This window comes from Amycolatopsis orientalis DSM 40040 = KCTC 9412, from assembly GCF_000478275.1.
Classification (GTDB): domain Bacteria; phylum Actinomycetota; class Actinomycetes; order Mycobacteriales; family Pseudonocardiaceae; genus Amycolatopsis; species Amycolatopsis orientalis.
Genome location: NZ_ASJB01000069.1, coordinates 48,755 through 71,080, shown reverse-complemented (window position 1 = coordinate 71,080; position 22,326 = coordinate 48,755). Strand labels below are relative to the sequence as shown.

The window sequence follows — 22,326 nt, the reverse complement described above, 5'->3', positions numbered from 1 at the left end:
CGATGAGCACAAGCCTCGACACGTTCACGCGCGATTGGCAGGACTGGAAGACCCAGCGCGAGCGCGATCTCGCCGACCCGCTCGGCTGGCTCGCCCTGGTCTCTCTCGACTGGCTCGAGGACAAGCCGCGCGCGTACGAGGGGTTGCCCGGCTTGTGGTGGCAGGACGCCGACGCGGCCTACCTCGACCCGCAGAGCGCGGATCTCTCCCACGAGGGCGAGCGGGGCACCGGCGTCCGCCGCTTCGAGCTGGTCAATAGCGGAGCGACCACCCGGGTCGTGGCCGGGGACATCGAGATCGAGGTCGCGCGGCGCGGTGGGTACCTGATCCGCGTGCACGATCCGAAAGCCCCCGTGCTGAACGCTTTCCGCGGTGTCCCGGCGTACGAGCCCGACGAGGCGTGGGTGCTTTCCGGCACCTTCGAGGGTTTCGACGAGCCGCGGCCGACCACGGTCGGCGCGGTGGTCGAAGGCCTCAGTCACGTCTACGTCTCGCCGGGCATCGTGCGTTTCGAACACGACGGCGTAGAGCACACGCTCACCGCGTTCAACGGCAAGAAGGACGGCCTGCTCATCCTGTTCACCGACGCCACGAGCGGCGTCACCACGTACGCGGCGAACCGCTCGCTCGCGGTGGCGGCTCCCGCCGAGGACGGGTCTGTCGTCCTCGACTTCACACGGGCGACGAATCTGCCGTGCGCGTTCACCGACTTCGCCACCTGCCCGTTGCCGCCTGCCGGTAACCGGTTGCCGTTCGCGGTGGAAGCGGGGGAGAAGCTGCCCTACGAGCGACAGGGCTGAACCGTCGCCAGCGCCGTCATCGCCTCCTGTTCGCGCTGAGCCAGCTCGGACAGGACGGCGGACGCGTCGGCCAGGTGCCGGACGTCGCCGGTTTCCCCCGCCCGCGTGAACGACTGTGCCACTTCGGTCCACAGTGGAGTGATCTCGCGGTATTTCTCGGCGGCGGTACGGAGACCCGCGTCGTCGACCAGGGCCGCGCCTTCTTCGAGGAAATCGCGGTAAAACCGGCGGAAGAGCGCGCCGCCGGTTCCCGCTCGTTCCATCAGGATGGCGGCCTGCGGGAGGTCGCGGGCGGGGTCGCTGCTGCGGTCCAGCCATTTCCTTACCTGGACGGCGGCTTTGCCGATCCCGCGATAGCCGAGGTTGGCGATGGGCGGGTTGAGGAACTCCGCCGCGTTGGCTCGCACGGCGGAGCGGACGGCGTCGGAAAGCGGTGTGAGAGGCCCGTCCGCGGTGATGGTGAACGAGAGGTTCTTCGCCGTCATGGGCCCCTTTTCGCCTCGGGCGCGTTCCAGGCTCTGCCGTGACGTCGTCACCTCCCCGCCTTGCTGCGCCGTGTCGACCAGGAACGCCTTTTCGTCGTCGTAGCCGTACAAAGCGGCGACGTGCCCACCGAAGTGGACTTTCGAGGTGAAGTACTCGAGGTGGTAGGAATCGAGCTGTAGGCCGACCGGGAGACCGGCGTCGATCCGTTCGGTGACGTTCCGCCACGCCGTGCGCGTCGACGCGGTCTCCTTGATCGTCAAGGACAGCCCGAGTCGTTCGGTCAGTCTCCGCGTGATCTCCAGGGGTTTGCTGCGTCCGCCGAGGAACGGGAACGGCAGGTTCTTCCCGTCCCAGTAGATGAAGCCCAGCCCTTCCCCGAGCCCGAACAGCATCGGCTCGGTCAGCTCGACCCCGGCGTGCCGCAGGAGGACGTCGAGGGTGCTGGTCTCGCAGTGCTCGCCACCCGTGGTCTTGACGCCGTCGAGGATCACGGGCTCACCGGCCAGGCGATTTCGGTGCGGTAGGCCTCGGGCGTGACCGACGGGCCGGGAGCCACGAGGTACAGCTCCTCCGCGGGGCCGGCCGGGACGCGATCGCGTTCGGCGATCCAGCGGCCCAGTGACCGATAAGCGGGTTCGACGTCGTCGTAGCCACCCTCGTGGATCGTCGCGACCAGCAGGCCACCGGGAAGCTCGCCGGAGCCGATCCCGCCGTCGTGCCGCACTGGCCCGTCCACCGGGACGAACAGCTCGACGGTCAACTCATCGGGATCGCCGGTGAGATACCGGGCCCCGGACGGCCCGGCCGGTGCGACGCCTTGCGCTTCGAGTGCGGCGAACAGGCGGGCGTACGACGGCCCGATCAGCTCGGCCAAACCGCCCAGCGGGGTCCGGATCGTCAGGTGGGCGATCGGTTGCGGTGCGCGCGTGCGCTCGTAGACATGCAGCCACCGCGTCGGCTCGGCGAGTACGGAATCGAGTTCGCCGCTGATCACCGCGAGTTCCGCGGCCCGCGCGGCCACCCGGTCATGATGTCGTTTGATCGCGGCCTTCACGTCGTCCGAGGTACCCGCGTCGAGGATCTCGGCGATTTCCGCGAGCGGTACCTCCAGTTCCCGCAGCCGCCGGATCAGGCCCGCGCGGGCAAACTGGTCGAGTGAATACCGGCGGTACCCGGTTCCGGGGTCGATCAGGGCGGGCACCAGCAGCCCGAGCCGGTCGTAGTTCCGCAGCGCGCGGACCGACAGCCGGGTGGCGTGCGCGAACACGCCGATCGGCATCAAGGTCGTCATGGGTCCAGCCTGGACCCTCTCCCGGGGAGAGGGTCAAGCCGGTACCTCATCCCAGCGACAGCCGATCGAGATCCGGGGCGGACGCGTGGTCGTTGTGGAGCTTGATCGTGTTCGCCCCGGCACGCAGCTCGACCGGGACCGAGGTCGTGTACTGGGTGTTGTTGCCCGCGCCGTCGACCTTGACCTCGACCGGTGTGCCGCCGTTGACCGTGACGAAGTACGAGCGCGGCCCGTTGACGGTGAAGTCGATGTACAGGGTGTAACGCCTCGCCTCGGCCACGGTGACGTTCTCGAACAGCACGAACGCGCTCGGATCGCCGCCGATGTTGCGTACCTTCTGGCCGCCCGAGCACACCCCGCAGTTCGTGACGCCCGCGCTGCCGACGTCGTTCGCCGAGTCTTCGGCCTCCCGCATGAAGACCCGGTCGGACGGCCGTGGACTCACCCGCACCGGCTTGCTCACCGCTTTCGCCCGCCCGAGCAGGTCGAAGGTCGCGGTGACCGGGATGTCGGCCGTGGTGACGCCTTCGGGGGAGTCGAGAGTCCACGAGGCTTCGAGTTCCTGCCCGACGCGCATCGACGCCGCCGTGGCCGGGGCGCCCCGCAGGGTCCAGCCCGCCGGGACCACCGGCGCCACGGTGACCCGGCCGATGGCGTCATCGGCGTCGAGCCGCAGCTTCGCGGTCACCTGCATGGACTGGCGCCCCGGGGGAAGCCATTGGACGCCGCCGGGTTCGACGGTCAGGGTCGTCTTCGGCGTGTACGACTCGGGTGGCAGGGGAGCGACCGCGATCCGGTCGAGCCCCGGTCCTGAGGCGGCGCCGCTGAACACCTTGACGGTGTTGGCGCCCGCGTTCAGCGGGACCGGGATCGCGGTCGAGGTCACGATCCCTGGTGTGTTCGCGTCGATCGCGGTCTCGACGGGGGCTCCGCCGTTGACACTCACCGATACCGACGTCGCGGGTCCGCCGGTGGTGTCCAGCTGGAGCCGGTAGGTTCCGGCCTCCGCGACCCTCACCTCCGGGAAGGAGACCGCGTTGCGAGGGCCACCGCCGAGCCCGGTGACCTGGAACGATCCGGAGCAGGACGCGCACCGGCCGAGATGGGCGCGGCCGTCGTGGTCGTTGCGGAAGGACTCGGCCTCCAGCGGTACCGGGGTGCCCGGAAACGAACTCGGATACCCGTACGCCACCTTGATCTCATCGATCGCCAGCTGCCGGTAGAACGGCTTCGCCTGCGGCCCGGACCAGGTATTGAGTACTTCGAGTTTGACGAAGCGGGTGTGCTGCTCGCCGAGTTCGACGAACTGCACGCCGCGGGCACTCGGCATCGCCCCGGTGCGGACCGGCTTGCCCCAGTTCCTGCCGTCGTCGCTGACGTAGACGCGGTAGTCCTGGATCCGGGACGAGTCCTCCGGCCTGCCGAACGATTCGCGCGCGTGCGTCGGCGACATCTCGCGCTGGTTAACCGCGAGGTAGGTCGCCGTCCGCCGCCTGCCGAGGTCCAAGGTCAGCGACACCGGTTCCGCTCCGTCGGCGTCCCAGTAGTTCTCGAAGTTCCCGTCGACGAGATTCGACGCCGGATGGCCCGCCCGCGACGACGAAGCGGTGGCCTTGATCGTGCGGGAGTCGTGGAAGTACTGCTGCCCGGCTGTTTCCACCTTGAACACGGTGTCGTAGGTGTCCCAGTCCTTGATGTCCACAATGGTCAGATAACCGCCGGACTGACTGAACCGCAGTGGTGCGCCCGAGCGTGGATCGGACACTTTCGTGACCTTGTAGCCGTTGTCGCGCAAACGAAGTAGGTCGGTGCGTGGCCGGGTGACGACGTGGAGGTACTGCGTCCTGGCGCCGGGCTCGACGGTGATGACACCGTGCGCGCCGTCGTTCCAGAACCCCGGCTGCATCCCGCCGTACATGTACCCGCCGCCCTCCTTGCCCCGAAGCGAGGACTTGATCGGCGGTACCCAATTCGCCATGAAGTTGTTGTACGCCTCCTGCTGCGGCGGGAACTTCCCGTTCACCATCGGGGTTTCGGCCATCAGTGATTTCATCGACGAACCGGCGTTCGTGATGTAGCGCCCGGTGGACAGGCGGAAATCGACGGCCTGATCGGTGCCGTCGTACCACCAGCCGCCATTGGTGGGCAGTTTGTAGTCGGCTTCGGTGAGCCGCGGCATCGGGGTGAACGCGGCCTGCGGATAGTCGTAGGACGGCGTGATACCGGTCTTCTGCTCGTTGCTGACGGTGTCCATGATCGGCGTGTCCTCGTTGTTGTTGCTCAGCAACCAGGACGGTCGTTTCTCACGGATCTGCTCGTAGAGCCCGTTCTTCTCCCAGTACTCGTTGTCGTTGTCGATCCAGAACCCGGCGAGGTCCGAGTAGCGGTCCATGACCTCGTGGAAGAGGTCGTAGGAGTATTCGCCGAAGCCGGGCCGCGTGGTCAGGTCGACCTGCTTGCCCTTGTAGGCGGAGTACGCGGCGGAATCCAGTGACTCGACGCCGGTTTCCTTGTGCCACTGGGGATCGTCGGTCATGTAGAGGATCGTCCGGACCCCCTTGGCGTTGCCCGCCTTGACGAGTTCGCCGAGCAGATCGCGTCGCGTGGCACAGCTTCCCGGGACCTTCGACGGCCACGGCCGCGCGTAACCCAGCCTGCTGTGGAAGGTGGCGAGCACGATGTAGGAGGCGCCGAGCTTGCGCGCCTCGTCCACCCAGTAGTCGGCGCTCCAGCCGCCGTCGGTGACGGCGCGTTCCCAGGCCGCGCAGTCGGTGTGGCGCGGAGCGGTGAACATGCCCCAGTGCAGGAAGAGTCCGGCGGTCGCCTCGCGGAGCCATTTCTGGCGGGGGTGGTGCACTTCCGCGTTCGCCGTCGTCGTGGTGAGCAGCCCCGCCAGCAGGGTGAGGACCACGGCGAGCCAGGCGGTGCGTTGCGCTCGAACTCTCATGACCATCCGCTCTCATCCAAGGCGTGGTTGCCGAGAGATCCGATGATTGCGGCTGATATCTGCGTGGTCAAGCCCCGCTGACCGGGACATGGAAGTAGTCATCGGAGGTATGGCGTGACAGAGCCCTCTCGCTGATAGGGCGAGAGGGCCTGTCGATCGTGCTTCAGATGTTGAAGCCGGGGTGGGTCGCGAAGGCGTTGTCGATCACGAGATTCCCGCGCTGGCGGGCCCGTTCACGCAAGGCCGACGTCGTGCGGGCACCCTGGGCGTAGAACCACCACAGGTAGAGCGCCCCGTACATCCAGGCACCCTCGTAGCCCCACGTCGAGTCGGCGCCGCTCTTGCCGGCACCGAACACCGAACCCGCCGGGAAATTCGCGTTGTGCGGCTTCCCGCCCTGATGGCGCGATTCGTGGATCAACGTCTCCGCGCGGCCGGGGACGTCCTTGGAGTACCAGAAACCCAGGTACAACTCGATCCGGTCGTCGGTGAACGGCCCGCTGAAGGATCTGGCGATGGCACTGCCGTCACCGCACAGCGAACGGAGGTCGTCACAGTTGTCCCGGACGTAGCGGCGCGCCCAGTTCAGCATCGGCCCCGAATAGGCGTCGTTCGCGTAGTCCTGTGCCGAATAGGTCAGCAGGTAGCACGCGTTGAACGTCCGCGCCAGCGGCTTGTCGGTGTTGCACGCGTCTTCCCAGCCGAACCCGTCGTCCCAGTAGTCCTTGTTGCCCGAGAAACCGTACGTGTTCCAGAAATAGTCGATGTAGGTCTGATTGCAGATCGAGGCACCGTAGAAATTGTCCCCGGTCACGTTCTTGTCCGGCACGGTGTAGCTGCAAGTGGCCATCGGAGATCACCTGTCTGTAGAAGGAATTCGTTCGATTCAGGAGCGCGGGGGCTCCGGCGGAGGCACGTCGTCGGTGCGCGTGTCCTTCACGTAGCGCCCGCCGACGGCCTGCGGGACACCGCGGACGTCGACGCGCCTGATGTTCAGCAGGCGCTCGTCTTCGGTGCCGCTGAGCGCCTCGCGCACCTGGGCGGCGAGGTCGGGGTCACCGGTCTCGGCGATGGCCTGGACCGCCGCGCGCCGCACGGTGAACACGTCGTGCCGGACCTGCCGCAGCAGCAGGTCCTTGGCCGCGCTGTCGCCGGTGGAAGCCAGGCGTGCCAACGCTTCCACGGCGGTGGTGCGGATGATCACCTCTTCGCCGACGGTGCTGATCCCGTGCGCCGGGTCGTCGGAACGCTCCGGCGGGATCGGCTGGCGCAGCACGTTTTCGAGCACCGATACGGCCGCTGTGTGCCGCAGATCGGTGAGCAGCTGGACCAGGCCCCAGCGTTCCAGGTACTGCTCCTCGGACAGGGCGTCGTACTGCTCGCCGAGGGCCGGGACGACTTCGTCCGCACGTTCGCGAAGCCGGTCGAGGCTCCGCTGGTAATTGCGTTCGGCGTCTTCACCGGACGCGGCCATGGTCTCGGCGGCCTGGGTCACCAGTTCGCCGATTTCGCTGTTCGCGAAGCTTCCGAGACCCGATCCGCTCGGGCCGGCTTCGAGGTTGTCGCCACCCGGGCCCAAGGACGGGGTGTCGGGATTGCGTGGGGTCGGCATGAGGTTCTCCTTCGCAGCGGCGATGATGCTGACGGAAGGAAGGAACGCGATGCCGGACGGCAGATACCTGATTTCCCGAAAATTCCCCTTTCGGGGTGTACCGGGATTTTCACCGCGGGAATCCGAAAAGGATTTTGCTCACCGGAAAGCGGATGGTCGGTGAAAAGCCTTCACGGATTCCCGCCCGTGATCAATGGCCGACGTCGATGACCACGCGGTTCGGGGCGGTCAGTGTGAACACGGTGACCGGCGTCCTCGACCGGACGCCGAGCCCGATGGACAAGGTGCCTTCGTAGTCGCCGGTGACCGCGACCGCCATGACGTTGCGCAGGGCGCGGGTCCGGAACTTCTGCGGACCGGGATAGGTCGGATTCCCGGCCGCGTCATGTGCGGCCGCCGGAGTCGCGGTGACCGCGATGAAGTACTCGCCGGTCAGCCAGACGATCTCGCCCGATCCGTCGGCGATCAGTTCGTCGACGAGGTCGTACCTGACGGCGGGGGCCGGGCCCGTGGTCAGGTCGAGCACGATCCGGTCGAATCCGGTGTTCAGACCGGTGCGGATTCCCGTCATCGCGGGGATCGTCTGCGCCGCGACGGACGCGGGCGAGGCCGCGGCGACGGCGCCGGTGAACATGAGTGTCGTGGCGGCGAGCGCGGCGAGCGCGCGCCGAAGGGTGATGGTCATGGCGATGACCTCCTGCCGGAATACTGGTTCCGGGAAGACGCCTGTGCGGTGAGAAGGTTGTATTCTTCGCTTTATCGTTACTGATCGCCGAAGACGCGTCGAGCGATCTCGAAGTCGGCGGGAAAATGGTTTTTCACTCGCTCGGTGAGCCATCGCATGTAGCGGAGGTCGCTTTTCGCGGAGGCGATGAGATGCGTGAACCGCTGGGCGACGGCGACGTTTTCGTCGAAGGTGTCGTGCTGGGAGGCGAAAACGCATTGCACGTCCGTGGCGGTGCCGCCCCAGCACAGCGCGCCGAGAAGATACTGCTCGACGACCAGGTTGAAATCCTCGAGCGGGGCGAGCCGACGCCAGGCCGCCTGGTTCTCGGCCGACTCGACCAGCCGGATGCCGAGATCGGCGTAGCGGCGAAGCAAGGAAACGGCCGTACCGCCCACGATCCCGGTGCAGAGCGCGGCCTCTCCGGTGTAGTCGTCGAATTCCTTCGGCAGGAACCCGCCGGTCGCCCGGATGGCCGTGGCGGCGGCCATCGGCCGGTAGTAGCCCGCGTCGGAAGCCGGTGCGTGCTCCGGATTCTGCGCGACGATCGCACCGGAGAGGTCCGCGGCCGGGAAACCGGGCCAGAGGAACACGTCGTTGTCGATGTGCAGGAAGGGTTCGGTCTGCTCGCGGTAGGCGTGCAGCTTCCCGAGCGCCCACCAGGACGGATCCTGCCCGGCGAGTCCGTTCAACGAGAGTGAGACGTCGTCGAAGGGCAGGCGCAGTCGCTCCACGAGCAGTTCGTGGCCCTGGTCGTCGGTCACGAGCGCGGTGGTGGGAAAGAGGCGGGACGCGAGGCGGAACGACAGGATCCAGGACAGGGCATGGAAGAAGTCGCTCGGCCAGTGCCTTCCGTGCTGGTGACGATACGGTTTGCTCCAGAAGGACCAGACCGCGCGCCGGATCGGCTGCCCGGCCGTGTCGCCGGGGCGGACGACCCTGACCCGTGGCGGAACCCAGCCCGGCTCGCCGACCCCGCCGTACTCGCCGGGCGCCGGGGATTCGGGCGCCAGGAGATGGCCGCCGATGGCGACCGCGAGGTAGGGGCCATATCCGTAGTACGGCATCGCCGTGATGTTCGGGTCGTGGAGCGGGAACGTTACGACGGGCCGGAGTCACGGAATCCGCGCAGGTGGACCACGGCCACCGCGGTCGCCGTGCCGAGTGCCGTCACCACAAGGGATCCGGTGAGCAGATAGAGGCTTCCGACGCCCGCCATGGAGGTCTTGATCAATTTCACGATTCCGTCGTGCTGTTCGCCGGACGCTTTTTTGGCCATTGTCGAACCCCTCGTGTGTGGTGTACTAGTACACCGTAGGAGGAAGTGGCCGGTGAGCGAGTTCGCCGGTTCTGATCTTTCGCGGTCAGGAGGATTTTCTTGTCGTCGTCTCGCGCCGCGAATTGTCGATCATCACCGCGAATCGGATCGAGGTGGAGGGCGTCGTGACAATTCAGCTGGAGGGGGAGCGCCTTGACGGTGCGTATTCCATCGCCGCGGTCGAGGCCGCGCTGCGCTGGCTCGCGGTCCGCAAGGACGGCGAACCGCTCAGGTTCCTGCGCTACGCGATCGAAGACCCGGCGAGCGAATCGGCCTCGGCGCTCGCCTGCCTGGTCCGGCCGACGGCGTCGATGACAGCGGCGACGCCGGAGGTGCGGGCGCTCGCGGTCTGGGGAGTGATCCTCGACGAGATCGGGAAGATCGGCTCGACGACCGAATCCCGGCGCCGGAATGCCCTGACCGCCGCGTTCCGGCTGGGCAGGGTGAAATGGAGATCGACGCTCGACGACCGCTTCGGGCAATTGAAGAGCCTGCCTCGCGTGTTCGGCGACCCGCCGCCGACTACGACGACGCCGATGCACAAGGCCTGGCGCCGGGCGGTGAGCGACAAGCTTTCCCCTTGTCTGGCGAGAAATCTGACGTTGCTCGCGCACGACGGCGAGGCGTGGCGGCCTTACGTGGAGATCGCCAGGGCCTCGGCCGAAGCCGAGGAGCCGACTCGGTCGCCCTGTCGCCGGACGCCGTCGTCCGGAGCTCAGCCGGTGTACCTGGAACGTCTGCTGGTGGCCGTGGAAATGCGGCGCAGAACGGTATATCGCCGCCTGACGGTACGCGATGTCGTCGCCTGTGAAGACGGCGTCGACCGGTACCGGGCGCACGCTTCGACCGGCTGGACGGGGGATCTGGCGCCGATCCCCGTCAAAGCGATCTTCGGTTGCCGTGTCGGGACTTCTCCTGGGGTGCGACCGGGGGATCCGTACGTCGTGAACCTGCTGTTCCCGAAACCGCTGGGCGAGGGGGAGCGTCACGAGTTCATTTCCCTTGCCTGCGACGATGATCTCGAAGAGGAACGGCATTGGATCAACGTCGACGTCGACCATCACGGGATCGCGCCGGGCGTGGTCGACGGCGAGGGCAGGGTGACCGGGGGCCTGAGCATCAGCGTCACGTTCGACGACTGTGTCCCCGAGGCTTGCTGGTGGTACTCGGAGCAGACCGACTACGAGCGGATGGTGCGGCCGCCTGCCGGTGACCGGCATCTGCTGGAGATCCGGAGTGGCGTCGTGGAGCACACCTTCCTGGCACCCTGTCAGCCGAGGGAGGGATACGGCATCGCCTTCCGGTGGCCGCGATCTTGACGAAGCGAAGCCACATCCGACTTCGACGTGGCTCGCTTTCGTGGTTCGCCGGCTAGTTGCCGGTGTTGCCGCCGCCCTTGCCGTCGTCGCCGTGAATCGCCATCAAAACCTCCCTGGGTCGTGTTCGGGGTCGCGGCGAAACTACCCAGGTAAGCATGACTCTTGGTAATGGGGTGTGTCTTTCCGTAGTTACAGGACGCGATAGATTGGCGCCGACTTTCCCTGGAACGGGGCCGCCCGATCGTGTCGGGCGGCCCCGCTTCGAGGCGCTAGCGGAGTGTCCAGAACACCGCGTGGGTCTTCCCGGTGGAGGTGTCGGCGGTGCCGACGACCCGGCCGCTGTCGGTGATCCGATAGGCCTGGCCGCGGCCGCCGCCGGGCAGCTGGCCGAGTTGCGTGCGTTGCCCGTTCCGGTACCAGACGGTCGCTTGACGCTGGAAACTGCCGGCCGCGGTGCCGTAGGCGTCGACCGCCTCGACTTCGGCGCCGAGGTTGTCGTCGGCCAGGACGGTCAGCCTGCCGTCGGGATCCCAGAGCACCGCGTTGCGGCGAGGGGCGTTGAGGTAGCCGGTTCCGACGACGTACCCGGTGGAGCCGATGTGATAGAGCCAGACCGAATGGGGGCTGGGCCAGTCCAGGCGATGGATTGTGCCGTCCCGGTCCCAGGTCGCCGGGATCGGGGGCCCGCTCCTGGTCTCGACCATCGACCCGGCGGTCACCCCGGCTTTGTTGATCCGGCCTGCCCCGCTGCTCCAGCTCTGTGGCGCCAGCTCGGTGATCGGCCCGCCGTTCACCCACCGCACGGCGTGGTTCGCCCCGGCGCGCATGGCGCTGCCCGCGATGATCTGGCCGTCGCCGGAGATGCCCTCTGCCATGCTCCAGGTCTCGCCGGGCAGCACACCCAGGTCGGTCGCCTGGCCGTCCGGGTCCCAGCGGAAGCCATGGAACTGGTTGTCCGGTGTCAGCCAGTTCCCGATGGCCACACCGGTGTCGCTGATCGCCGACGCGGTGGCGTTGTGATAGCCCGGCGGGACCTGCAGCAGGGTCGCCAGCCCGTCGGCGTCCCAGCGGGCAGGCACCGCGTCGGTCGCTGTCAGCACGTAGCCCACGGAAACCCCGTGGGTGTTGATGTCACGTACTTGCCCCTCGATGCCGCCTGGCGTGGGCAGCGCCATGATCTGGCCGTTGGCGTCCCAGCGGACCGGACGTTTGCGCTGCGGATTGGGGCCCGACATCGACAGCCCCACCATCACCCCCGCCTCGTTGACCGCCAGGACCGTACTGTTGTCGTCGCCGGGCAACGTGCCGAGATCGACCGGTCCGACCGGGAAGGCCTGCGCCGTCCCCGCCAGCGCGCCGGTGAAAATGACGAACGCCGTCGCCAGCGACCAAACCTGTCTTCGGCTGCCGCGCACACGATTCTTCATCATGATGACTCCCCAATCATGCTCGGGCGGAGTGCCGCCCCTTCTCGTCGAACAGTAATGGAACCGCTTCGCGAATTGCTCCCGCGATGATGATGTTCCACACGAATAGCCGACTGATTCCGGTTGTGCCATTAGTCCTTGTGGCCCAAATGGGAATGGCGAATAGCGGCAAGTGGGCAATTCGTGGATGGTTGGGCATTTTCTTCCTGGTTTCAGATGTCGGGCGTGGGGCGGGGATGGTCGGTCCAGGGGCTCCGGGGCCGCAGGAGTCGCATGAGCCTCGATGGAGGGCCCCGTGTCCGTGTATGAAAAAGGCTTACCGTGAACACAGGTGGAACGGGATGATAAATGCAAGGAAAGGGTAGGATGGTGAAAATTTAAAGGAATTCGCGACTTGAATTTGTCCAGCCAGGATTCCTTGTCAAGGTTGTCGGAGTCACGTGGGTGTAGCCCAGCGGGCTATGCTGGACTGTGTGAAGGTGATCGCTCAACGGGAGTTCCGCAACAACTCCGCTGCCGTCTTAGATGCCGTCGAAGCAGGTGAGACGTACTACGTCACTCGTAACGGCGTCGAGGTCGCCGAGCTGCGGCCGATTTCGCGCAGGTATCGCCCTTCCGCTGAGGAGTTGGTGGAGCGACACCGAAGGCTGACTCAAGGGGACGCCGTCCGGATGCGGGAGGAAGTCGATGAGTTTCTTCGGTACCGAGGGCCGCGTTGGCGTCGATGATCAGTGGAGTCGAAGTCGTGGCTGAGTGTCATGAGATGAGAGGTGCTCGACCCTGCGGGTGCTCCCACGGTTGAAGACCCGCGACGAGACATCGTCGATCAGCGACTTGAAGTCCTTCGGTGACCTTCATGGCCGAATAATCGACCGATACCTGGTCGAGCGACGCTGAAATGCGACCAGCCATTATCCTCTGACTGCGCTTAACCAGCTGCGGACCAACTGCTCGGCTGTCGTGCGCCACAGTCCAGGGGGATCCATTGCCGAAGGTGCCTGATGCTCGCAGACCCAGCCGCGCGGCGGTCAACGCGCTGCGTGCGCTTCTGGAACGACACGATCACATTGTTCAGGAGGTGGACGGCCAGAACGACTTCGGTGAGGACCAGCACGTCACGTTCAGCGAGGACGGAGAGGTCACTGGCGACCTAGTCAAGATCCAGGTCAAGGGTGGTCGGTCGTGGCGCAGGGCTGACGGTTACGCCGTGCCGATCGGCGACCACGGTGGCACCTGGGCCGATGGCAACATCCCGGTGCTCTGTGTTGTGCATGACCCCGATACGGGCGGTCTCTACTGGGCCAATGCCACCAAGCAACTGCTGTCGGCGCGGCGCGACGGCAAAGTGCTGAAGACGATCATTATCAGCGCGAAGCAGAGGCTGGACGACGTATCCGTTGCGGCGTTCGTCGCCGAGGTCAGACGCTACCTGAGCCGTTATCGGGGCAACCGGATCATCCAGGCGAAGCTGGGTGAGATGTCAGGCGTTGAGTTCGGTCCATCGGACATTGTGCAGCACTATGTGAACGTGTATGGCGAAGATCTGATCTTCTGGCAGCGCAGGGGTGAGGGATTCGCAACCTTGCTCCACAGTGACCTCGACTGGTATCCAGAGCATATTGGCCCTGAGCATTTCCACCCCAACGGTCGACCAGGCCTGCTTCGTGGCATGTCCGTGGTGGCGGACACGATACTGGATACAGCCGAGGCACAGTGGCTGTCGGCCTGCTTTGAGGCGGCTCAGTGGGCTCGCAAACCCGCCGCCGACGATCCGCCGCTTCACACCAACGTCGACGCACGTGACAATTACGTGGCCAGGCGAGTTGAACACCATCTTAGGATTGAACCCGACGCATTGGCTCGATCGATCCAGGAGTTGCGCACCGAAACCACGGTTGACCAAGACCTGATGGCTGCCGCCAAGGAGTTGGAGTCGGATGCCGAGGCATATGCCGAGGCGCTCTCGAAATCGTGGTGCGAGATGTCAGAAAAGGCGCGTCGGATCGTCACTTTCTATCTGGTCAAAGAGGTACGTGTGGGTTCACCTGCCCTGCCGATCGACGAGCAGTTCCGGATCGTTTGGCGATGTTCCCGGCCGGCCGCGGAGTACGGTTTTGGCGCGCGGGTCGGACAACCGAGTGTTCGCAAGTCGGCGAACCGGGAGTTGGTATCGGCCTCCAAACTAAGGCCCGGTGACAGGATCTACTGGCTGAGCCGGTACGGGAACGAACGCGGCCGAAGTGTGTCAGCCGTCTGGGACTCCGAGGACACACCCGGAACCGTCTGCGTTCGTTTCGATCAGCTGATGCTGGGGGACACCTTCTGGCCGGGGGAGCTGTTCGTTCGGAAGGTGTCCCCCAAGCCGCGCTGATATCGCGCAGTTACAGTCTGCATTTATTGGCGGGTAAGGCAAACTTGGCGTGTTGCGTACGCTATCGGCTCGCACCACGGTCTGATGTCTCCAATGTGGCATTGGGGGCGCTCAGTGTCTCCAATGCCACATTGGAGACATGCCCGGCTCCCGGAGTCTTCACCGAGGTGCCGCGAAAGCCACTTTCGGGACACTACATGTCCCGAAAGTGGCTTTCCGTGACATGATCGGCAGCAGCGGCTTCGGGAGAACGCGGAGTTGGGGTGTCGGTCACGACAACTTTGCCTTACCCCTTAATAACTGCCTTACAGCGAAACGGGGCCGCCTATCTAAGGCAGCCCCGTTCGGGAACGTCGCCAGCTCACCAGCCGCGTTCGCGCCACTCGGCCAGATGCGGCCGCTGCTCACCCAGCGTCGAGTCGTCCCCATGCCCCGGATAGAACCAAGTCTCATCCGGCAGCTCGTCGAAGATCCGCGACGACACATCATCGATCAACGAAGAAAAGTCCTCCGGCGAACCGGTCTTGCCGACGCCGCCGGGGAACAGCGAGTCGCCGGTGAACAGGTGCGGGTGCCCGGCCGGGTCGCGGTACAGGAGCGCGATCGAGCCGGGGGTGTGGCCGCGCAGGTGGATCACCTCGAGGGTGACCTGCCCGACCTTGATCGTGTCGCCGTGCTCGACCAGGAAGTCCGGCGGGATCGGCAGCGGTTCGGCGTCCAGCGGGTGGGCGGCGGTGTTCGAGCCGTTCGCGCCGGCGACGGCGCCGAGTGCCTGCCAGTGGTCCTGGTGCTGATGGGTGGTCACGACGGTCTTCAGCGCGGGCCTGTCGGGGCCGTGGCCGATGAGGTCGGAGATCCGTTCCGGGTCGTTCGCGGCGTCGATCAGCAGCGCCTCGTTCTCGGCGCGGCAGACCAGCAGATACGCGTTGTTGTCCATCGGACCGACCGACAGCTTCGTGATGGTGAGCGCGTCCAGGGTGCGACGGGCGGCGTCACCGCCGGGTTCGACATGCCCGGTGTAGGTCTCGACGATGTTCACAGCGCACACGGTAGTCGTTCGCCTGCAATCGGTTCCACCCGCACAGGCGACGCACAGGCGCGGGACGTAGGCTCGCCCCGCCCCGCCAGCCGAACCACAGGACACCCGTGCCCGACCCTTCGCCGCCGACCGGAACGCGCACCCCGCGCCGGATCAGCTGGGACCTGCTTCGCGTGGTCGCCGTCTTCGCGGTCATGCTCGGGCACGTGACCCATCAGGGTGCTCTTCTGCATCCCGAACTGGTGGGGTACCCCTTTCGGGTCACCGCTCAGTTCGGTGCGGCCATCCTTCTGGTGATTTCCGCCTACTTCGTGTGCGCGAGTCTTCGGAAGGGTGAACCTCGGCGGTGGCTGTGGAACCGGATCGCGCGGCTGGTGCCCGCGTACCTGGTCGCCGTGATCGTCACCTACGTCGTCGCCCGGTACGCGACGATCCGCTTCAGCGGCCTGCCGTTCCCGCCCGGCCTCACCGGCTTCCTGTTCGGCATCCCGCAGGGACCGCCGGCCGATCCCTCGCCGTGGTACGTCCCCACCGGCGCCGACCTGCTCGCCAACCTGGGCATGGTCCAGGAATGGGGCTGGCGCTACGAACTCTTCTACTACCTCGACGGCGCGTACTGGACGCTGCCGGTGCAGCTCATGGCGTTCACCGCCGCGGCCCTGCTGTGGCCGCGCCGGTGGCGTACCCACCGGCTCACCGTGGGGCTGCTCTGGGCACTGGTCCTGGTCCCGCTGCTCCTGCGGTTCGTCGTGTTCCACCCGGTTTCGACGCCGAAGCTCGCGGAAACCTTCTTCTACGGCCTGGGACTGCACCGCGTGCACGTCTTCGCCATCGGCATCGCGATCTGGCTGTGGGCGAAACGGCGGCTGGCGCACTGGCATCTCGTGCTCTTCCTGCTCGCCGCCTGCGCCGCGCAGGACCTGCAGGTCTTCCCGTTCCACCAGTCGCTGCCCAACGATCCCGAGCGCTGGCCCTCGGCGATCGGCTTCGCGATCATGGTGCTGCTGGTGTGCCTGGCCGCGCGCGGACCGGACTGGCGGTTCCCCGGCCTCGCCCGGATCGCCCCGGCTGTCACCTGGCTCGCGGGCATCTCGTATGGTCTTTATCTGGTGCACCAGGAACTGGGTTACATCCTGGCCCGTGCCCTGCTGAACGTCGGCGTCCCCGGCTGGCTGCGTCTCCCCATCGTGCTGGCCGCCGCCGTACTGGCGGGCTGGGCGGTCACCGCGGGTGTGGAACGGCCGGTCCACCGGTGGCTCACCGCTCGCCGGGATCGACGCGAAAAGCCTGGAAAACCGCAGGTCAAGGACTCGGAACCAGTTTCTGTCGGTGGTGCCTCGTAGCATGGAAGCGGCCGCCCGTGCAGCTATCGACCGGGCCGGCGACCGCAGCTGAGAATGAAACCTGAAGGGACCCTGGCGTGGCTGATCGCCTCGTTGTTCGCGGCGCCCGCGAGCACAACCTCCGCGGCGTGGATCTCGACCTGCCCCGCGACAGCCTGATCGTGTTCACCGGCCTGTCCGGGTCCGGGAAGTCGAGCCTCGCCTTCGACACCATCTTCGCCGAGGGGCAGCGCCGTTACGTCGAGTCACTGTCGGCTTACGCGCGCCAGTTCCTCGGCCAGATGGACAAGCCGGACGTCGACTTCATCGAGGGCCTGTCGCCCGCGGTGTCGATCGACCAGAAGTCCACCTCGCGCAACCCGCGTTCGACCGTCGGCACCATCACCGAGGTCTACGACTACCTGCGCCTGCTCTACGCCCGCGCCGGCAAGGCGCACTGCCCGCAGTGCGGGGAGGCGATCAGCAAGCAGACCCCGCAGCAGATCGTCGACCAGGTGCTCGCCATGGAGGAGGGCACTCGCTTCCAGGTGCTCGCGCCGGTCGTGCGCGGGCGCAAGGGGGAGTACCTCGACCTCTTCGAGAACCTGCAGCAGCAGGGCTACGCGCGCGTCGTGGTCGACGGGACGATCCATCCGCTCACCGACCCGCCGAAGCTGAAGAAGCAGGAAAAGCACCAGATCGCCGTCATCATCGACAGGCTCTCGGTGAAGACGAGCTCACGGCAGCGGCTCACCGACTCGGTCGAGACGGCGCTCCGGCTGGCCGACGGCCTGATCGAGCTGGAGTTCGTCGACCTGCCGGACAACGATCCGCACCGCGTGCGCGGCTTCTCCGAGAACCTGGCCTGCCCCAACGGGCATCCGCTGGCGATCGAGGACCTCGAGCCGCGGTCGTTCTCCTTCAACGCGCCCTACGGCGCCTGCCCCGAGTGCACCGGTATCGGCGTCCGCAAGGAGGTCGACCCGGAACTGGTGGTCCCGGACGACGAGCTGTCGCTCGGTGAAGGCGCCATCGCGCCGTGGGCGGGCGGCCAGAGCGCGGACTACTTCATCCGGCTGCTCGAGTCGCTTTCGGAGACCATCGGCTTCCGCATGGACACGCCGTGGCGCAAGCTGCCGGCGAAGGTGCAGAAGGCCGTCCTGCACGGCGTCGACGAGCAGGTCCACGTCCGCTACAAGAACCGCTACGGCCGCCAGCGTTCGTACTACGCGGCCTTCGAGGGTGTCATCCCGTTCCTCGAGCGGCGCCAGGAGCAGACGGAATCCGAGTACATGCGCGAGCGGTACGAGGGCTACATGCGCGAGGTCCCGTGCCCCGCTTGCCAGGGCACGCGGCTCAAGCCGGAGATCCTCGCGGTCACCCTGGAGCACAAGACCCAGGGCGACCGGTCGATCGCCGAGGTCTGCGCCCTGTCGATCGCGGAGGCGTCGCAGTTCCTCGACGAGCTGGAGCTGGGCAAACGCGAGCAGGTGATCGCCGGCGCCGTGCTCAAGGAGATCCAGGCGCGGCTGCGCTTCCTGCTCGACGTCGGGCTGAACTACCTCTCGCTCGACCGCGCCTCCGGGACGCTGTCCGGCGGCGAGGCGCAGCGGATCCGGCTCGCCACGCAGATCGGTTCCGGTCTGGTCGGCGTGCTCTACGTGCTGGACGAACCGTCGATCGGCCTGCACCAGCGGGACAACCACCGGTTGATCGAGACCCTGGTCCGGCTGCGCGACCTCGGCAACACGCTGATCGTCGTCGAGCACGACGAGGACACCATCCGCTCCAGCGACTGGGTGGTCGACATCGGCCCCGGCGCCGGTGAGCACGGTGGCCACATCGTCCACAGTGGACCGTACAAGAAGATCCTGCGGAACAAGGACTCGATCACCGGCGCGTACCTGTCGGGCCGTAGCAAGATCGAGGTTCCGGCGATCCGGCGCCCGGTCGACAAGAAGCGGCAGCTGACCGTCGTCGGCGCCCGCGAGCACAACCTGCGCGGCCTCGACGTGTCGTTCCCGCTCGGCTGCCTGGTGTCGGTCACCGGTGTCTCGGGTTCCGGCAAGTCCACCCTGGTCAACGACATCCTCGCGACCGTGCTGGCGAACAAGCTCAACGGCGCGCGCCAGGTCCCGGGCCGTCACACGCGGGTCAACGGCCTGGCGAACGTGGACAAGCTGGTCCGCGTCGACCAGTCGCCGATCGGCCGCACCCCGCGGTCCAACCCGGCGACCTACACCGGCGTCTGGGACCACGTGCGCAAGCTGTTCGCCGCGACCACCGAGGCGAAGGTGCGCGGCTACCAGCAGGGCCGGTTCTCCTTCAACGTCAAGGGCGGCCGGTGCGAGGCCTGCGCCGGTGACGGCACGATCAAGATCGAGATGAACTTCCTGCCGGACGTCTACGTCCCGTGTGAGGTGTGCAAGGGCGACCGGTACAACCGGGAGACCCTCGAAGTGCACTACAAGGGCAAGACCGTCTCCGACGTGCTGAACATGCCGATCGAAGAGGCGGCCGAGTTCTTCGAGCCGATCAAGGCGATCCACCGGCACCTGGCCACCCTCGTCGACGTCGGCCTCGGCTACGTCCGGCTCGGGCAGCCCGCGCCGACGCTGTCCGGTGGTGAAGCGCAGCGCGTGAAGCTCGCCAGTGAACTGCAGAAGCGGTCCACCGGCAAGACGGTCTACATCCTCGACGAGCCGACCACCGGTCTGCACTTCGAGGACATCAGCAAGCTGATCGGCGTGATCAACGGGCTGGTGGACAAGGGCAACACGGTGATCGTCATCGAGCACAACCTCGACGTCATCAAGACCTCGGACTGGATCATCGACATGGGGCCCGAGGGTGGTTCGGGCGGTGGCACCGTGATCGCCGAGGGCACCCCGGAGTATGTCGCTTCGGTGCCCGAGAGCTACACAGGCGAGTTCCTGAAGACCGTTCTCGGCTGAGGTCGCCAATGCTATGAAAGGTCCTTTCCTTGCAAATTTTGCAAGGAAAGGACCTTTCATAGCATTCGGAAGCGGGAACTAGCCCTTCCCCGTGGTCCGGCCCAGCACCGGCGAAGCGGGCCCGTAGTAGAAGGCGCGCAGCCGGTACGAGGAGCCCTCCTCGCCCGGCAGCGAAGCGAGCCCGGCCGACGTCGTCCCCGGATCCGACATCTCGACGGGCACGAAGTCGGGAGCACCCGGCTTCCTGATCTCCACGAGGAAACCGTCTTCGTCGCTGGAGTGGTCGGCCCAGCTGAACCGCACCATCTCCTCCGGCGCGGGCTCGGCCCGGAAAGACGCGGGAGCCGCCGCTCGATCACCCGCCCGCAGCGGTACGGCGGGTCCGGAGGCGGCGGGAGTGGCCGGTCCCGAAACCGTGACGGCCGCCGAGACGGCACCGTAGAAGGGCCGGATCCGGTAGTAGAACCGCGTTTCCGGGATCAGGTCCGGATGCCGGTAGGTCGTCTGCCGTGGCGGCACGAACCGCAGGATCGTGTAGTCCCCGTGCGGATCGGTGGTGTACTCGACGACCCGGCCTGCGGCGTTCGGATCGTCGTCGGGCCAGCTCAGCTCGACGTTCACCGGATCCGTCAGCGTCGCGCGGAAACCGGGTTCTTCGCCGCAGCCCGACACGAACGCCACCAGCAGCAGAACGGCCGCGAGTTTCCTTGGCACGCCTCGTCCCTCCCGGGAATCAGGCGGCGGCGGAGTCCGGAGGCGTCAGCATACGAGCGCGCCCGGTGATCGACAAGCCCCCGGCAAGACCCGGTTGAACCGTTCCGCGAAGCCGTCCGTGTGGGAGGCAAGAGGAGGCGGCCATGGAGAACCGAGGAGAGGCCGGTGCCGATGCACAGTTCGATCGCGGCGCGCGCCGAGCGATCCACCTTGCCCCTGCGGGTTGCAGTACTGTCCTCGCCGACCCAGAAGACCGTCGGGAGGACACGAGTGGCGATCGGTGGCTGGCGGCCGAAAAAGGCCAAGGGCGAGGACCTGGTCCGGCACTTGTACGCCGAACACGGGAGAAGCCTGCTGGCGTACGCGACGAGGCTGACCGGGGACCGCGCGGCCGCGGAGGACGTCGTGCAGGAGACCTTGGTCCGGGCCTGGAAACATGCCGAAGACCTGCAGAACGACGCGAAAGGCTCGGTGCGGGGCTGGCTGCTCACGGTCGCCCGCAACATCATCACCGACCGCGCGCGGGCCAGGGCGGCGCGGCCGCCGGAAGTGCCGGAGCCCGAGGAAGGCGTGCCGACCCCGGCGGTGGAGCGGGATCACGCGCAGAGCGTCGTGGATTCCATGGCCGTGCTCGGGGCGATGGACGGCCTGTCCACGGAACATCGTGAGGTCCTGGTGGAGATCTACTACCGGGGCCGGACGGTGGCCGAAGCGGCGAGATCCCTGGGCGTCGCCCCGGGTACCGTTAAGTCGAGATCTTATTACGCGTTACGAGCGCTCAGAGCCGTGATGTCGGGAACCGGGAAGGAGGTAGCGCGATGAGTGCGGTGGGACACGACCAGGGCCAGCTCGCCGCCTACGTCCTCGGCGGCCTCACCCCGGCGGAGGCGGCGACGTTCGAGACGCACCTGGCGAACTGCCCGACGTGCCGGCGTGAGGTGCGTGAGCTGGCGGAGCTGCGGTATCACCTCGACGAGGTGCCGCCGGAGGCGTTCCTCGAAGGGCCGCCCGACGGAGGCGACCTGCTTCTGCAGCGCACGCTGCGTCAGGTCCGCGAAGAAGAAGGCGCTCAGGAGCGCAAGCCGCGGCGGTTCCTCGCCGTGGCCGGGGCGGCCGTGCTGGTCGTCGTGGCGCTGGGCGCCGGTGTGCTGGTCGGGCGGCAGACGTCGCCCGAACCGTCGACGGTGGCCCTGCCGGTGCCGACGGTGACCGCCCCGGTACCGGGCACCCGCGATCTCGCGGCCACCGACCGGCAGACGGGTGCGCAGCTGGCGGTCCGGGTCGTCCCGGCGGCGGGCTGGGTCCGGCTCCACGCGAAGGCCGAAGGTGTCCGTGAAGGCGAGAAGTGTCAGCTCGTCGTGGTGACCAAGAGCGGTGAGCGGGTCAGCGCGGGCAGCTGGCTGGTTTCGGCGAAGGGGGAACGCGAGGGCACCGGGATCGACGGTTCGGCGTTGGTCGCCCCGGACGACGTGGCTTCGGTCGACGTCGTGACCCTGGACGGCCGGAACCTGGTGTCGGCGCAGGTATGACGGGTTCGCTCACGGGGCGCGGAGGCGGTCGATACCGCTTCCGCGACACGTGGGTGCTCCCGGCCTCACCCAAGGCGGTTTTCGACGCCGTCGTCGACCTCGCCGCGTATCCGCTGTGGTGGCGCGACGTCCGGTCGGTCAGCAAGGTCGACGAAGACACCGCCGAACTCGTCTGCCGGTCGAGGTTGCCGTACGCGCTGACGGTGCGGATGCACCGCGACCGGCAGGACGAACACGAGGGCCGGGTGCGGGTCCTGCTCAGCGGGGATCTGGAAGGGACGCTGGCCGGCGCGCTGAGCCCGGCGGAAAGCGGCACCCGGCTGGAGATCACCCAAGAGGTCGAAGCCCGGAAACCGTTGCTGCGCAAGCTCGACAGTGTCGCCAGGCCGGTGTTCCGGATCAACCACGCGCTGATGATGCGACGCGGCCAACAGGGATTACGGGGGTATCTGCTCGGCCTCGCGGGATAGGGT

20 protein-coding genes are annotated in these 22,326 nt (G+C 67.0%); 9 read left to right on the top strand and 11 right to left on the bottom strand.

What is annotated here, in order from left to right:
- Nucleotides 1-2: 2 nt before the first annotated feature.
- A complete protein-coding gene (locus tag L324_RS24630; RefSeq protein ID WP_037313226.1) occupies nt 3-800 on the top strand; it encodes a DUF1684 domain-containing protein in 798 nt (265 codons plus the stop codon).
- On the opposite strand, the gene L324_RS24625 is transcribed toward L324_RS24630, so the two are convergent.
- The 8 genes from L324_RS24625 to L324_RS24590 all read right to left on the bottom strand — a co-directional run bounded on the left by L324_RS24625 (nt 782) and on the right by L324_RS24590 (nt 9,139).
- A complete protein-coding gene (locus tag L324_RS24625) occupies nt 782-1,777 on the bottom strand; it encodes a BtrH N-terminal domain-containing protein (protein WP_037313223.1) in 996 nt (331 codons plus the stop codon). The genes L324_RS24630 and L324_RS24625 overlap by 19 nt on opposite strands.
- Nucleotides 1,774-2,577: a MerR family transcriptional regulator gene (locus tag L324_RS24620; protein WP_037313221.1), complete on the bottom strand. Its 804-nt coding sequence runs from the start codon at nt 2,575-2,577 to the stop codon at nt 1,774-1,776. Before L324_RS24620 ends, L324_RS24625 begins: the two co-directional genes overlap by 4 nt.
- A gap of 46 nt (nt 2,578-2,623) precedes the next feature.
- The gene (locus L324_RS24615; protein WP_037313219.1) at nt 2,624-5,530 is read right to left on the bottom strand and encodes an alpha-L-fucosidase; all 2,907 of its coding nucleotides are present in this window, start codon (nt 5,528-5,530) and stop codon (nt 2,624-2,626) included.
- 157 nt (nt 5,531-5,687) lie between these two features.
- The gene (locus L324_RS24610; protein WP_037313217.1) at nt 5,688-6,374 is read right to left on the bottom strand and encodes a hypothetical protein; all 687 of its coding nucleotides are present in this window, start codon (nt 6,372-6,374) and stop codon (nt 5,688-5,690) included.
- A gap of 36 nt (nt 6,375-6,410) precedes the next feature.
- The gene (locus L324_RS24605) at nt 6,411-7,136 is read right to left on the bottom strand and encodes a HEAT repeat domain-containing protein (protein ID WP_037313215.1); all 726 of its coding nucleotides are present in this window, start codon (nt 7,134-7,136) and stop codon (nt 6,411-6,413) included.
- Nucleotides 7,137-7,326: 190 nt separating this feature from the next.
- Nucleotides 7,327-7,821 carry an AMIN-like domain-containing (lipo)protein gene (locus L324_RS24600; RefSeq protein ID WP_037313213.1) on the bottom strand — a complete coding sequence of 165 codons (495 nt, stop codon included), beginning with the start codon at nt 7,819-7,821 and terminating at the stop codon, nt 7,327-7,329.
- Between the two features lie 77 nt (nt 7,822-7,898).
- A complete protein-coding gene (locus L324_RS24595; protein WP_037313211.1) occupies nt 7,899-8,927 on the bottom strand; it encodes a DUF6734 family protein in 1,029 nt (342 codons plus the stop codon).
- Nucleotides 8,928-8,959: 32 nt separating this feature from the next.
- Nucleotides 8,960-9,139 carry a hypothetical protein gene (locus L324_RS24590; RefSeq protein WP_037313209.1) on the bottom strand — a complete coding sequence of 60 codons (180 nt, stop codon included), beginning with the start codon at nt 9,137-9,139 and terminating at the stop codon, nt 8,960-8,962.
- A 164-nt stretch (nt 9,140-9,303) separates the two neighbouring features.
- Here L324_RS24590 and L324_RS24585 point away from each other — a divergent pair, with 164 nt between their 5' ends.
- The gene (locus L324_RS24585) at nt 9,304-10,497 is read left to right on the top strand and encodes a hypothetical protein (protein ID WP_051174093.1); all 1,194 of its coding nucleotides are present in this window, start codon (nt 9,304-9,306) and stop codon (nt 10,495-10,497) included.
- Nucleotides 10,498-10,766: 269 nt separating this feature from the next.
- On the opposite strand, the gene L324_RS24580 is transcribed toward L324_RS24585, so the two are convergent.
- Nucleotides 10,767-11,924, bottom strand: coding sequence for a hypothetical protein (locus tag L324_RS24580; RefSeq protein ID WP_051174092.1), 1,158 nt, complete (start codon nt 11,922-11,924; stop codon nt 10,767-10,769).
- A 461-nt stretch (nt 11,925-12,385) separates the two neighbouring features.
- Here L324_RS24580 and L324_RS41745 point away from each other — a divergent pair, with 461 nt between their 5' ends.
- Nucleotides 12,386-12,652, top strand: a complete 267-nt coding sequence (locus tag L324_RS41745; RefSeq protein ID WP_235783645.1) for a type II toxin-antitoxin system Phd/YefM family antitoxin — start codon at nt 12,386-12,388, stop codon at nt 12,650-12,652.
- Nucleotides 12,653-12,918: 266 nt separating this feature from the next.
- On the top strand, nt 12,919-14,295 hold the full coding sequence (locus L324_RS41170) for a DUF4365 domain-containing protein (protein WP_081736454.1): 1,377 nt from the start codon (nt 12,919-12,921) through the stop codon (nt 14,293-14,295).
- A gap of 361 nt (nt 14,296-14,656) precedes the next feature.
- On the opposite strand, the gene L324_RS24570 is transcribed toward L324_RS41170, so the two are convergent.
- A complete protein-coding gene (locus L324_RS24570) occupies nt 14,657-15,334 on the bottom strand; it encodes an MBL fold metallo-hydrolase (protein ID WP_037313208.1) in 678 nt (225 codons plus the stop codon).
- A 107-nt stretch (nt 15,335-15,441) separates the two neighbouring features.
- Here L324_RS24570 and L324_RS24565 point away from each other — a divergent pair, with 107 nt between their 5' ends.
- Nucleotides 15,442-16,677 carry an acyltransferase family protein gene (locus tag L324_RS24565; RefSeq protein WP_037313206.1) on the top strand — a complete coding sequence of 412 codons (1,236 nt, stop codon included), beginning with the start codon at nt 15,442-15,444 and terminating at the stop codon, nt 16,675-16,677.
- A gap of 77 nt (nt 16,678-16,754) precedes the next feature.
- Nucleotides 16,755-19,610: an excinuclease ABC subunit UvrA gene (gene uvrA / locus L324_RS24560; protein ID WP_037313204.1), complete on the top strand. Its 2,856-nt coding sequence runs from the start codon at nt 16,755-16,757 to the stop codon at nt 19,608-19,610.
- A 78-nt stretch (nt 19,611-19,688) separates the two neighbouring features.
- Here uvrA and L324_RS24555 read toward each other — a convergent pair whose 3' ends face one another.
- Nucleotides 19,689-20,324, bottom strand: coding sequence for a fibronectin type III domain-containing protein (locus L324_RS24555; protein ID WP_037313202.1), 636 nt, complete (start codon nt 20,322-20,324; stop codon nt 19,689-19,691).
- Between the two features lie 270 nt (nt 20,325-20,594).
- Here L324_RS24555 and L324_RS24550 point away from each other — a divergent pair, with 270 nt between their 5' ends.
- From L324_RS24550 to L324_RS24540, 3 genes are read left to right on the top strand one after another with little or no spacing between them, the layout of a single operon-like run.
- On the top strand, nt 20,595-21,146 hold the full coding sequence (locus L324_RS24550) for a sigma-70 family RNA polymerase sigma factor (protein WP_161780883.1): 552 nt from the start codon (nt 20,595-20,597) through the stop codon (nt 21,144-21,146).
- Nucleotides 21,143-21,853 carry an anti-sigma factor family protein gene (locus tag L324_RS24545; protein WP_037313200.1) on the top strand — a complete coding sequence of 237 codons (711 nt, stop codon included), beginning with the start codon at nt 21,143-21,145 and terminating at the stop codon, nt 21,851-21,853. Before L324_RS24550 ends, L324_RS24545 begins: the two co-directional genes overlap by 4 nt.
- Nucleotides 21,850-22,323 (top strand): SRPBCC family protein, encoded by a 474-nt coding sequence (locus tag L324_RS24540; protein WP_037313198.1) that lies wholly within the window; start codon nt 21,850-21,852, stop codon nt 22,321-22,323. Before L324_RS24545 ends, L324_RS24540 begins: the two co-directional genes overlap by 4 nt.
- The last annotated feature ends 3 nt before the right edge of the window (nt 22,324-22,326 follow it).